This window comes from Microbacterium sp. (assembly GCF_049661145.1).
Classification (GTDB): domain Bacteria; phylum Actinomycetota; class Actinomycetes; order Actinomycetales; family Microbacteriaceae; genus Microbacterium.
This window is the reverse complement of record NZ_JBASZT010000053.1, coordinates 1-11,515: the sequence shown is the minus strand read 5'-3', so window position 1 is coordinate 11,515 and position 11,515 is coordinate 1. Positions and strand designations below refer to the sequence as shown.

Annotated in this window: 16 protein-coding genes; 10 read left to right on the top strand and 6 right to left on the bottom strand. The window is 68.5% G+C overall.

Features of this window, described 5'->3' with window-relative positions; translation table 11 throughout:
- From WBP48_RS02410 to WBP48_RS02395, 4 genes are all read left to right on the top strand, one after another.
- A partial coding sequence (locus tag WBP48_RS02410) for a transposase (RefSeq protein ID WP_424435537.1) occupies nt 1-572 on the top strand: 572 nt, incomplete at its 5' end.
- Between the two features lie 112 nt (nt 573-684).
- Nucleotides 685-948: a type II toxin-antitoxin system prevent-host-death family antitoxin gene (locus WBP48_RS02405; protein WP_424435534.1), complete on the top strand. Its 264-nt coding sequence runs from the start codon at nt 685-687 to the stop codon at nt 946-948.
- Complete coding sequence (locus WBP48_RS02400) at nt 945-1,205, top strand: type II toxin-antitoxin system RelE family toxin (protein ID WP_424435531.1); 261 nt, start codon at nt 945-947, stop codon at nt 1,203-1,205. Before WBP48_RS02405 ends, WBP48_RS02400 begins: the two co-directional genes overlap by 4 nt.
- Before the next feature lie 211 nt (nt 1,206-1,416).
- The gene (locus tag WBP48_RS02395; RefSeq protein WP_424435528.1) at nt 1,417-2,262 is read left to right on the top strand and encodes a hypothetical protein; all 846 of its coding nucleotides are present in this window, start codon (nt 1,417-1,419) and stop codon (nt 2,260-2,262) included.
- Here WBP48_RS02395 and WBP48_RS02390 read toward each other — a convergent pair.
- The 5 genes from WBP48_RS02390 to WBP48_RS02370 form a co-directional block, all read right to left on the bottom strand.
- A complete protein-coding gene (locus WBP48_RS02390; RefSeq protein ID WP_424435525.1) occupies nt 2,248-2,670 on the bottom strand; it encodes a DUF488 family protein in 423 nt (140 codons plus the stop codon). The two genes, WBP48_RS02395 and WBP48_RS02390, sit on opposite strands and share 15 nt — an antisense overlap.
- A gap of 238 nt (nt 2,671-2,908) precedes the next feature.
- On the bottom strand, nt 2,909-4,207 hold the full coding sequence (locus WBP48_RS02385; protein WP_424435522.1) for an MFS transporter: 1,299 nt from the start codon (nt 4,205-4,207) through the stop codon (nt 2,909-2,911).
- A complete protein-coding gene (locus WBP48_RS02380; protein ID WP_424435519.1) occupies nt 4,207-4,692 on the bottom strand; it encodes a winged helix-turn-helix transcriptional regulator in 486 nt (161 codons plus the stop codon). The genes WBP48_RS02385 and WBP48_RS02380 overlap by 1 nt, the downstream gene beginning before the upstream one ends.
- Nucleotides 4,693-5,155: 463 nt before the next feature.
- Nucleotides 5,156-5,428: a hypothetical protein gene (locus tag WBP48_RS02375; protein WP_424435516.1), complete on the bottom strand. Its 273-nt coding sequence runs from the start codon at nt 5,426-5,428 to the stop codon at nt 5,156-5,158.
- A gap of 5 nt (nt 5,429-5,433) precedes the next feature.
- Nucleotides 5,434-5,556, bottom strand: a complete 123-nt coding sequence (locus tag WBP48_RS02370) for a hypothetical protein (RefSeq protein ID WP_424435513.1) — start codon at nt 5,554-5,556, stop codon at nt 5,434-5,436.
- Between the two features lie 282 nt (nt 5,557-5,838).
- Between WBP48_RS02370 and WBP48_RS02365 the strand changes: the two genes are divergently transcribed.
- The 3 genes from WBP48_RS02365 to WBP48_RS02355 all read left to right on the top strand — a co-directional run bounded on the left by WBP48_RS02365 (nt 5,839) and on the right by WBP48_RS02355 (nt 9,222).
- Nucleotides 5,839-7,035, top strand: coding sequence for an alpha/beta fold hydrolase (locus WBP48_RS02365; RefSeq protein ID WP_424435510.1), 1,197 nt, complete (start codon nt 5,839-5,841; stop codon nt 7,033-7,035).
- Nucleotides 7,036-7,198: 163 nt separating this feature from the next.
- Complete coding sequence (locus WBP48_RS02360) at nt 7,199-8,635, top strand: FAD-binding oxidoreductase (RefSeq protein ID WP_424435507.1); 1,437 nt, start codon at nt 7,199-7,201, stop codon at nt 8,633-8,635.
- A 47-nt stretch (nt 8,636-8,682) separates the two neighbouring features.
- On the top strand, nt 8,683-9,222 hold the full coding sequence (locus tag WBP48_RS02355) for an ester cyclase (protein ID WP_424435504.1): 540 nt from the start codon (nt 8,683-8,685) through the stop codon (nt 9,220-9,222).
- 18 nt (nt 9,223-9,240) lie between these two features.
- Here WBP48_RS02355 and WBP48_RS02350 read toward each other — a convergent pair whose 3' ends face one another.
- Complete coding sequence (locus WBP48_RS02350) at nt 9,241-9,831, bottom strand: hypothetical protein (protein ID WP_424435501.1); 591 nt, start codon at nt 9,829-9,831, stop codon at nt 9,241-9,243.
- A gap of 76 nt (nt 9,832-9,907) precedes the next feature.
- Here WBP48_RS02350 and WBP48_RS02345 point away from each other — a divergent pair, with 76 nt between their 5' ends.
- The 3 genes from WBP48_RS02345 to WBP48_RS02335 form a co-directional block, all read left to right on the top strand.
- On the top strand, nt 9,908-10,405 hold the full coding sequence (locus WBP48_RS02345; protein WP_424435498.1) for a MarR family winged helix-turn-helix transcriptional regulator: 498 nt from the start codon (nt 9,908-9,910) through the stop codon (nt 10,403-10,405).
- A gap of 108 nt (nt 10,406-10,513) precedes the next feature.
- Complete coding sequence (locus tag WBP48_RS02340; protein WP_424435495.1) at nt 10,514-10,807, top strand: hypothetical protein; 294 nt, start codon at nt 10,514-10,516, stop codon at nt 10,805-10,807.
- Nucleotides 10,804-11,515 (top strand): wax ester/triacylglycerol synthase domain-containing protein (locus WBP48_RS02335; RefSeq protein WP_424435492.1); only part of this gene is annotated, 712 nt, incomplete at its 3' end. The genes WBP48_RS02340 and WBP48_RS02335, both read left to right, overlap by 4 nt.

The following is an 11,515-nucleotide window of genomic DNA, read 5'->3' as shown; positions in this document are numbered from 1 at the left end:
TCGACGCGCAGATCCACGTCACCACCGACACCGAGACCCGCACCGGGACATACCGGCTGATCACCACGCTTCTGGATCCCGGCGAGGCGCCCGCGCGGGAACTGGTTCGGCTCTACCACGAACGCTGGGAGATCGAGACGGCATACTGCGAGCTGAAGTCCACGATCCTGGGCGGCCGGGTGCTGCGCGGACGCCATCCCGCCGCCGTCACCCAAGAGATCTGGGCACTGCTGTGCGCCTACCAGATCCTGCGCATCGCGATCAGCGACACCGCCCTCGCCCGCCCAGGCATCGATCCCGACCGGCTCTCCTTCACCACCGCGATCCGCGCAGCGCGCGACCAGATCATCCAGGCTGGGGGCACCATCACCGAGACCACGATCGATCTGGTCGGGCGGATCGGCACCGCGCTCCTGGACGACGTCATGCCCGCCCGCCGCACCCGGACCCGGCAACGAGTCATCAAACGCGCGATCTCGAAGTATCGCGCCAAAGGCCGAGACAGCATCGATCGGCGCACCTATCCCGCGACACTCCGCACCAAGATCTTGACTCCCGACCCCGACGGCTAACCGAACGGCATTGGCGTTAGGCCGAGTCCCGGTACCACGTAGGGGCCGGAACTGTCCCCTGCCCGGTAGACGACTCTGTGTACACAACGGCGTGATTTGCTACTATGACGGCATGGACACCGTGACGACGGTAATCTCGACGCGCGAACTGCGCAGTCAACTCTCCGACGTTCTCGGTCGGGCGATGTACGCGGGCGAGCGCATCGGTGTGACTCGCAACGGCAAGCTGGCGGCCGTCGTGGTGAGCGTGGCGGACGTGGAGGCTCTTGAGGAGTTCGAGATGGCGCAGGACGTCGCTGCCTACCGACAGGCGAAGGAAGACGACGACGGTGCCCGCGTGACGCTCGATGAGCTGCGTGCTGATCTTGCCTCGTGAGCTACCGCGTCGAGTTCACCACGGCTGCCGCCCGCCAGGTGAGGAAGCTCCCGCGTCCCGCACGCGACCGCGTGCTCGCCGCGATCGAAGGTCTGCAATATGAACCGAGGCCGCAGGGTGCGAAGAAGCTCGTCGGGGAGCAGACCGCCTGGCGCATCCGTATCGGCGACTACCGGGTGATCTACGACGTCTTCGATACCGAACTGATCGTCACGGTCGTCAGAGCAGGTCACCGCCGGGAGATCTACGACCGGTAGCGATCCTGGCTGACCCCCTGCCAGTTACCCAATCACGATCCTCAGCGTCGACGAACTACGGAATCACTGTCAAGGTGGGGTCGGTGTGATGGTGAACGGATCGCGATCTCCAGTCCTTGCCTGCGATTCTGGCGACACGCGGTCGCGTCCCGAATCCCCTGCCAATCGACCTGCAGTTCGATATGTCGGACGTCACTCCTATGGTGGGCGCATGCAGGTGAGATCTGAGACGGCGCGCGTGCTCATCACGGTGAAGGCGTCCCCGCAGCCGTCGGCAAAGTACGGCGACACGGTGTGTGTCGCCGGTATCCGTGTCGATGGGGGACGTGCTGAGTGGATCCGTCTCTACCCGCTTGCGTTTCGTTGGATGGGTGTTGAGCAGCAGTTCAAGAAGTTCGATCTGATCGACGTCGAGGTACGTCGCGAGACCAAGGACAGCAGGCCGGAGAGCTACCGGCCGGATATCGACAGCATCAAGATCATCAGGCATCTCGACGATTGGAAGGACAGGCAGCCTTACATGGAGCGAGTCGCACGCACTTCCACGTGTGCGCTGAGCGCTGCGGCCTCTGAGCGCCACGACGCCCCGTCGCTCGGCATGGTGACGGTCAAGTCCGTCGAGCGTCTGAAGATCGCACCGTTCGGCGAGTGGACCGATGCGCAGAAGGCCCGCATCGCTGCTGCCGCCAACCTGGCGCCGTTGTCGCTCTTCGGCGATGTGACAAAGACGCCCCCGGAGTTGAGGGCGCCGAGGTTCATAGCCCGCTATGAGTATTACTGCACCGCAGAGGGATGTCCGGGACACGTCGGGCAGATATTGGACTGGGAGCTTACGGCGCTTCAGGGTCGGCTGCGTCACGAGAGTGACGCTGAGGCGATCGCTCAGATTGAGCGGAAGTTCCGCCATCAGATGTTCGCCCCGGGCCGGCAGACGTCGTTCTTCATGGGCAATTTTGAGGATCCGCGCAAGCGCCACAGCTTCAGCGTGCTGGGCGTCTACTACCCACCCGAAGGCATCGGCACCAGCGTCGGCTTGTTCGATCTAGACCAGGACTGATGCGTCTGCAACGGCGGCGATGACTTGTTCGCGGTGGCAGTGCGCACCGTCGGCTTCGAAGCACAGCACGGCGACCGCGTGCTCTTGGGCGAGGGCTGCCAGTTCGCGCACCGCATCCGCGCCATCGCCGGTATCGATGAGTTCGCGATAGCGGGACCGTGCCGTTTTGCCGGCATCAGAAGCGGCATCTGCGTACGCGGCTCGATTGTCTTTCGGATTGCCGAGCCTGCGATCGTGAACATAGCGGATGCCGGCCGCCGACAGAGCCTCTGAGAGTGCCCTCTTGGAGAAGCCTGGCTTGCGAGACAGGGGAGTCAATCTCACGTCGACGAGCACGTCGACGCGCTCGACCTGGAGACGCGCGACCAACTGATCGACACTGAGCCCCTCGTATCCGATACCAATCACTCCAGTCTCCTTCCGGGTGGAGCTGACTCGCGCGCGCTGCGCCCGAACTCGACAGAACGAACTCCTTCTGGCACACGGCGCACGTGTGAGTACTGCCGCGTCGGCGGAGCTGTTCCTGCCGCACCTGATGCGCGAGCGCGAGAAGCGACTCATCACTCCGCGCAGCAAGCTTCATGGAACAAACATATCTGTTGCATCGTGATGCGAGTCAAGTGCGAACCCGCCGAATGACTCGCCGCTATGACGACGCGCGGGGGCGGCGGATGGCGAGGGAGATGACGGCGGCGACGACGCAGAGCCCGGCGGCACCGAACCAGGCGAGCGTGTATTCGCCGGTGTGGTCGCGGATCAGTCCTGCGGTGAGGGCGGCGAACGCGGCGCCGATCTGGTGGGCGGCGAACACCCACCCGAACACCAGTGGCCCCTTCGGTCCGAACGCTTCGCGGCACAGGGCCACCGTGGGCGGGACGGTGGCGACCCAGTCCAGGCCGTAGACGATGATGAACACGAGCATCGGCGGGTTCACTGTCGCGTCCAGCAGCCACGGGAGGATGGCCAGTCCGATCCCGCGGCCGGCGTAGTAGACGCCGAGGAGGATGCGGGGGTTGACCCGGTCGGTCAGCCAGCCAGAGGCGACCGTGCCGACGATGTCGAAGACCCCCACGAGCGCCAAGAGCCCCGCGGCTGTGGTCTGCGGCATCCCGTGGTCGTGGGCGCTGGGGATGAAGTGCGTGCCGACGAGGCCGTTCGTCGTGGCCCCGCAGATCGCGAACCCCGCAGCCAGCGCCCAGAACGTGCGAGACCTCGTCGCTTCTCGCAACGCAGCGAGGGCCGCGCGCGCGGGATTGCCTGACGGACGCGCGGGCGGCTGCCATCCCTCGGGCGCGCCGAAGGGCGTCACTCCGAGATGCTCGGGCCGGTCCCGCAGCAGACCGGCGACGACGGGCACCATCACGAGTGCCGCGGCGGCGACCGCGAGCGTCGCCCACCGCCAACCGGCGGACTCCGCGATCACTGCCACGAGCGGCAAGAAGACGAGCTGCCCGGTCGCCGACCCGGCAGTGAGGATGCCGACGACCAGGCCTCGCCGCTTCAAGAACCAGGTATCGGCGATGGACGCGGCGAAAACGAGAGCCATCGACCCGGTGCCGAGCCCGATCAGGACACCCCACGTGGCGGTGAGCATCCACGGCGCGGTCGAGAACACCGATAGTCCGGCCCCCGTGGCGACGAGCGCGAGCGCGACCGTGGTGACCCGGCGCACACCGAACCGCTGGATGAGCGCCGCGGCGAACGGGGCGGTGAGGCCGAACAGCAGCAGGTTCACTGTCACCGATACCGAGATGGCGGATGTCGACCAGCCGAACTCCGACTGCAACGGCTCGATCAGCGCCGACGGCGCGGCGCGGAACCCCGCCGCCGCGACCAAGGCGAGAAACGCGACCGCCGCGATCAGCCATGCCGGGTGCACCAGCCGCGCCCGCAGCCCGGGCCGGGTTCCTCGATCTGCCTGGGTCGGCTCCTGGGGCGCCGTCATCACTCGGCCACGGGGGCCGGTCGCGGCGCGGTGCGCACGAACTGCACGGCATCCGGGGCCACGATCTGCCCCGCAGTGTCGACGAGCTCGGCGTGCACACGCTGGCGGCCTTCGATCGTCAGCGGCACGACCCGCAGCTCCGGTTCTCGAGGAACGTGGGCGTGACCCCACTGCTGCATCGCCACGAGCACCGTCTTCAGTTCCTCGCCGGCCGGGGTGAGGTCGTAGGCATCGCGGGTGCGCTGTCCGGGCTCCCGATACGGGGTCCTCGCCATCACGCCGTGCTCGACGAGTGAGGCGAGCCGCGCCGCCAGGACATCGGATGCGATGCCCAGAGCATCCCGGAACTGCGCGAACGTCCGCGCCCCAAGAAGCGCTTCACGAACGAGGAGGAAACTCCACGTGTCGGTCAGGATGCCGAGGCTGCGGATGATCGCGCACGGGTTCTCGATTGCACGGGCGAGGGTGGGCGACGGGCGAGGCATGCCACCAACCTAGCCTCACTTTGCACAACCAATCTAGACCGGCGAGTGCAGATCGCCTCTTCGGTGCAACGGTTCGGTCGATTGCGGACATGAACTGGTTATCGACACCACGATGGGAACACCGATGAACACCATGTCCAGCAGCGACCTCGTCGACGCTGGCTGCTGCTCTCGACAAGCCTGGCTACGCTGCTGGTCGTCGGCGTGCCCGCGGGAGCTGTTGCCTCGGGGTTTCTCGCCCGCACCGGATGGTTCGGGTCTCCGAACCCAGGCGACGATCGCGGTACGTGCGCGAGCACCGAGTACGACTGCGATAGCGAGTGGATCGACCTGAGCGCTCCCGACCTCGACGAGGTGGTCGCGTCCGTGTACCCCGAGTGGATGCCGCTGGTGGCCGAGTTGCGGGTGCTCGGCGGCGAGTTCCACGACCCCCTGGCCCGCCTCCCCGGTGCTCATCCGTTCGTCAGGCGCTGGCGCTGTAGCGTTGGCGGGCGGCTTCACCGCTGGTGCCGATCGCCTCGCCCACTTCACGCCAGGACAGACTCTGCTCGCGCGCAGCGCGCACGGCTTCGGCAAGCTCTTTCTCGGCAGCGTCGCGTCGCCAGGCGGCGAGCCTGACCGCCATCGTGGGCGGGAGGGGTGCGTCCTGATCGCCGGGCTTCGGGTCGTAGTTCTCGAAAGCGTCGGCGAACTCGTCAGCACGGGCCTTGATGTCTGCAATGGAGCGTCGAGTCATGTGGTTCACCTCAGATACTTGGTTCGGGCCGGGCGCATGGCGTGAGCGATGGCGATGGCACCGTGCCACTCGATCACACCGACTTCCACGAGGGTGCCGGTTTCATCGGGGCCGATGAACATCGTCATCGAGTCGTCTTGCACGAAGTGGCGGACGGGGAACGGAGCGCATGGAGCATGGCTTCATCCGTGACGCTGTGCCGGTAGGCACTGTTAAGGACGATGGGTTGCGGCTCCACTACACAAGGTTACTTGTCGCAAGGGAACTTGCCAAGCGGTTCGAGGGTCTGCACGCCGCCACCGCAGGGTCTATGGTCGGATGACACCGTCGGATTCGCCGCCCGCGCTCGCCGACCTTTCGGGCCCGGCGGGCGGCGAGGTCCGGCATCGCACGATCTCGGGGCGGCTGACGTGGGCGAGGCGACGTACGAGTTTGCAGGGCTCGTGCTCGACGCCGCCCGGTTCGAGCTGCGGCGCGGGCAGGACGTGGTGCATGTCGAGCCGCAGGTGTTCGACGTGCTGAAGTATCTCATCGACAACCGCGAGCGGGTCGTCGCGAAAGAAGAGCTGCTGGATGCCGTGTGGGGTTCGCGATTCGTGACGGAATCGGCCCTGTCCAGCCGCCTCAAGGCCGCGCGGCGCGCGGTCGGCGACGACGGTGCGGCGCAGCGCGTGATCCGCACCGTGATCGGTCGCGGCTACCAGTTCGTGGCCGACGTGACGACGAGCGGACCCGATCCGGCTGAAGCACCGGCATCCGCTCCGGCGGTGTCGCAGACGATCCGGTTCTGCACGGCGGCCGACGGCGCGCGCTTGGCGTGGGCGAGGAGCGGCGACGGCCCGCCGCTCCTCAAGGCCGCCAACTGGATGACCCACCTCGACCTCGATGTCGACAGCGCGGTGTGGGGACATTGGATCGGTGAACTGTCGGCCCGGTTCGCGCTCGTCCGGTACGACGAGCGCGGCTGCGGCCTGTCGGACTGGGACGTCAGCGGCTTCGGCTTCGACGACTGGGTCGAGGACCTGCGGATGGTGGCCGACGCGGCGGACCTCGAGCGGTTCCCGCTGCTCGGGGTATCGCAGGGCGCAGCTGTCGCGGTCGCGTTCGCCGCCCGCTTTCCCGAGCGGGTCTCGCACCTGATCCTCGTCAGCTCTTACGGCCGCGGGCGCATGGTGCGTTCGACCACCGACGCGCAGCGCCGCGAGGCGGCCCTCGACCTGGAACTCGCGCGCGTCGGGTGGGAGCGCGACGATCCGTCGTTCCGGCAGGTGTTCACGTCGCAGTTCCTGCCGGATGCCGGCCAGGCGCAGTGGGACGCGTTCAACAGCCTGCAGCAGCAGACCACTTCTCCCCACAACGCCGTCGAGTTCCTGCGGACGTTCGGGCTGATCGACGTCATGACCGAAGCCGCCGCCGTGCTCTGCCCCACCCTCGTCGTGCACTCGCGCGGCGATCTGCGCCAGCCGCTCGGGGAGGCGCGCGCTCTCGCCGCCGCGATTCCCGGCAGCCACTTCGTGACGCTGCCCAGTCGCAACCACCTCGTGCTCGCGGACGAGCCCGCCTGGCTCCAACTGCTGTCGACCGTCGACGCGTTCCTGGCCGGCTGAGCCGTCGGCATCCGCGCGCACCGATCACCAGGCGGTCTCCACGGCTCCTCCTCGCCGTCTCCACGCGCGCACCGGCGGCTCTCGGCATCGTTGTTGAGGCGTGCTCGGCACGCGTGCGTCCGACTTCCCATCCACTTCCTATCCACGGGCGCAGAGGTGAGAGATGACTGACACGATGACAACCCTGATTCCTGAGGACACACGAGAGGATGCGGTGCTGGCGACCGCCGCGCTGGACGAGCTCGATGAGCTGGAGGAGCTGCGCGCCGGCATCCGCGGACGCGTGACGACGCCTTTCGACGCCGAATGGGATGCCGCACGCACGCCGTGGGCGCTCGCCGTCGACCAGCGGCCGGCCCTGGTGATCCACCCCGCCGACGCCGCAGACGTGCGCACCGCGGTGCGCTTCGCTGCACGCCACGGCCTGCGCGTCGCCCCGCAGGGCACCGGGCACAACGCCTACCCGCTGGGCGATCTCAGTGACACGATCCTGCTGCGAACAGACCTGATGCGGGGCGTCGAGATCGAGGCCGAGCGACAGTCGGCGCGGGTCGAGGCCGGCGTCGTCTGGCAGGAGGTGGTGGATGCCGCCGCCGTCCACGGACTGGCCGCGCTCGCCGGATCGTCGGCAGATGTCGGCGTCGTGGGGTACACCCTCGGGGGCGGCGTGAGCTGGCTGGCGCGATCGCACGGACTCTCCGCGAACAGCGTCATCGCGGCCGAGCTGGTCACCGGCGACGGCGAGCTGCGCCGCGTCGACGACGCGCACGATCCGGAACTGTTCTGGGCGCTGCGCGGCGGTGGGGGTGCGTTCGGCGTCGTCACGGCGCTGGAGATCCGGCTGTTCCCCCTCACCGAGGTGTACGCCGGCGCGCTGTTCTGGCCGCTCGAGCGTGCCGAGGATGTCCTGCACGCGTGGCGTGCGTGGACGGGCGACCTGCCGGCATCCGTCATGTCGGCGGCTCGTGTGATGAGGTTCCCCGCGCTGCCGCAGGTGCCCGAGCCGATGCGCGGGCGGGCGTTCGTCGTCATCGACGCGGTCCTGCAGGAGGAACCGACGATCGCCGACGCGCTGCTGACGCCCCTGCGACACCTCGAACCGGTGATGGACACCTTCACGACGACCCCGATCCCGCAGCTCAGCGCGCTGCACATGGACCCTCCCGGTCCGACCCCGGGCCTCGGCGATGGCACGCTGCTGCGCACCCTCGATCCCGAGACGATCGATGCGTTCGTGCGCGTCGCTTCGGGCCGTGACGAGCTGCTGGTGGCCGAGTTGCGGGTGCTTGGCGGTGCGCTCGCGCCGTCTGCCGCAGGCAGGCGAGAAGGCGGCGTCGTATCAGGGCTCGACGGACGGTACCTGCTGTTCACCGGCGGGCTCGTGCTGGATGCCGAGTCCGCTCAGGCGGTGCGTTCGGCTGTCGATGAGTTGCTCGACGCGGTCGCCCCCTGGCGGTCCGACCGGGACTACCTCAACTTCGCCGAAGCGGCGGTGCCCGCGCGGCGCCTCTTCGGCGACGCCCTGCCACGACTGGGCGAGATCAAGCAGCGAGTGGACCCCAGGAACCTCGTCCGCTCGAACCACCCGCTCGGGCGCTGAGGCGCTGGGGTGCCGGGCAGAAGACCATGAAACAAGGAGAAAGACACATGACCATCACGACCGAACGAGCGGCTGCGCTCGAGATCGCCGAGCGGGCCATCCAGGGCGTCATCGGCAACGACCCCGAAGCGCTGCGCGCGGTGGTCCATCCGGACGCGCTCAACCATGAGTCGGCTGCCGAACCGCCCGATACGCGCGGGCTCGGAGCCGACGCGTTCGCCGCGACCGGAGCCTGGCTCGCCGCCGCTTTCAGCGAACTGAAGTGGACGACGGAGGAGCAGATCTGCGACGGCGACCTCGTCGTGACCTACGGCCGCATGTCGGGCCGCCACACCGGCGACTTCGTCGTGTGGACCGAGGAGGGGACCGTGGAACGGGCGTTTCCGGCGACGGGGAAGACCTTCTCGACGCAGCAGGCGCACTTCCAGCGCGTCTACGACGGACTCGTGATCGAACACTGGGCCGTTCGTGACGACCAGGGGATGGCGGTGGAGCTGGGCTGGGTGCCGCCGACGATCGGCTACCTCATCCGTTGCCAGAGGGCCACTGCCCGGCACCGGCGGGCGGCGCAGAGCGCGATCGCGTGAGGCTCGCGTCGACGGAGCCTACGCGGGCGACACGCGACGAGCGGATGCCGTGACCGGCAGATCACGCAGCGCCGATCCGATGATGCCGATGCCCAGCAGCAACCAGAGGGCTCCCCAACCCGCGATCACGAAGTAGTTCGCGCCGCCGGGTCCCACCGAGGTCGGCACGATGACCGCGAGCGCGTAGACGCCGGTCGCGAGAGCGGCGACGGCGAGGAACCGCCGGCGCGGATCCCTCAGGAGCGCGACGCCGGCGAGCACGAGCCCGATTCCGGTGAGCGGTGCCGACGCGGCGATGAGCGGCACCGGAATCGCGCCCGCCACCTGCGTCGCGATCTCGGCGGAGATCAGCGTCACCATGCCGATCGCAGCCACGATCGTCCCCGCGCGGCCCAGGCGACCGAATCGCTCGCCGCCGACGCTCGGCAGCGCGAGTACGCCGATCAGCAGGAGCACGTGCCACACGGCGGCCACGAGGTTGGCGAAGGCGAAGCCCGGATCACCGGGATACACGCGATCGATCGCGTAGACGGTGTCGCCCACGAGCTGAAGGAGTCCCGCGCAGGATGTCGCCGCTCCGGCGAGCAGCGCGAATGTTCGACCAGACATCAGGACCTCGATCTCCGTCCCGACACGCCACCGGAGGTGGCGGTTCGACGACATATATTCAGGTAGACCTGAATATATGAGCGACGAACGCGCGGCGCAAGAGCGATTCCCGAGTGTGGGCGATCGCGACGACCGTCACAACACCGCGTCGATGATGGGCGAGGCGTTCTTCAAGCTGGGTGGATTGATCGCGGCGGGAGTCGCTGAGGCGGGCTACCCGCAGCGCCCGATCCACTCGACCGTCTTCGCGCACATCGACGTCGAGCATGGCAGTCGCCTCACCGAGCTTGCAGAGCGCTCCTCCGTCACGCCCCAGTCGATGTCGGACGTCGTCAACGATCTGGTGCGCATGGGCTACGTCGAGCGCGTGCCCGACCCGGGCGATCGCCGCGCCAAACGAATCGTCCTCACGGAGTACGGGCAGGGCGGCATCCGCACGGGTTTCGAGGTCATCGCCGATCTCGAGCGCCAACTCGGGGCTCTCCTGGGCCCGGAGGATCACGAGCGGCTGCGCGGCATCCTGCGCAGAATCGTCGCCGCTCCGCTGCATCCGCGCGCCGACGCGAAGCGCTGAAGGCTCCGTCGCCGTGACCCTCCGGACACCGACCCGCGGCCTTCTCGTGATGCGGCGATGCAGGACGCCGAGGTCACAGCGCCTGCCGCGCGGGCGCATACTGTGGACATGGCTGAGCCGAACGACGACCTGCCCGTGTGGTCGACGACCCACACCCATCTGTTTCCGGGCGCCCGGCTCACCGCCGCGGAGGACGCCGTCGCTGCCGGCGACCTCGCGATCCTGTTCCGCGACGAGGTGCTGGTGCCGGCATCCGTCATCGCGTCTGAGCACGCAGACGCGTTCTTCCTCGCGGTCGACGGCTACACGACCCGCGCGGGCACGGCGATCCCCGAGAAGAGGTGGACGGTCACGGTGACGTCGCCGTTCGACGGGAGCGTACGCGTGCGGGCATCCGCATGAGGACGGCATCCGCGCCCGGCGCGCGCGGTCGGCAACGGCTGAGCCCCGAAGACGAGGTCAACCTCCTGCTCGACAGCGGCGACAACGTCTACGTGGTCACGATCGTCGGATCATTCGCGCCGGGCGGCTTCGTCGACAACCATGGCGGCATCGACCTCGACCTGCTGCGCGCGGGGATCGCCGAGCGGATCGCGCGCGTCCCGCGCCTGCGGCAGCGACTCGAGTTCGACTCCGGGAAGTGGTGGCTCAGCCAGGCGGATGCCGACCTCACTCACCACGTGCGAGAGATCGCCCCCGCGGCGGATCGGGCCGCGTTCGAGCAGCGATGCGCCGACCTTTCGGCAATGCGCCTGCCGCTCGACCGCCCGCTGTGGGAACTGCTCGCGATGCCCAGCCCGGACGGGCTTGCGCCGGCATCCTGGATCTTCCGGGTCCACCACGTCGTCGCCGACGGCGTGACGGCGGCGAGCCTGCTCGGGGCGCTGTTCGATGCGGATGTGGGGGAGCAATCCGCCCGACCTGCGCCCGACCCGCGGACATCGGGACCCCCGCGGCCCGACCCGCCCGCACCGCCCACCCTGCGGCACTGGCACCGCGCCGCCCTGCGGGTTGCCATCCGGATCCAGAGCGCGGCCGGGCTCACTCGGGCACTCCTGCGCCGGATGCCGCCGACGGTGCTGCTCGGCCCGCTCGGGTTCGGCCGCGGCC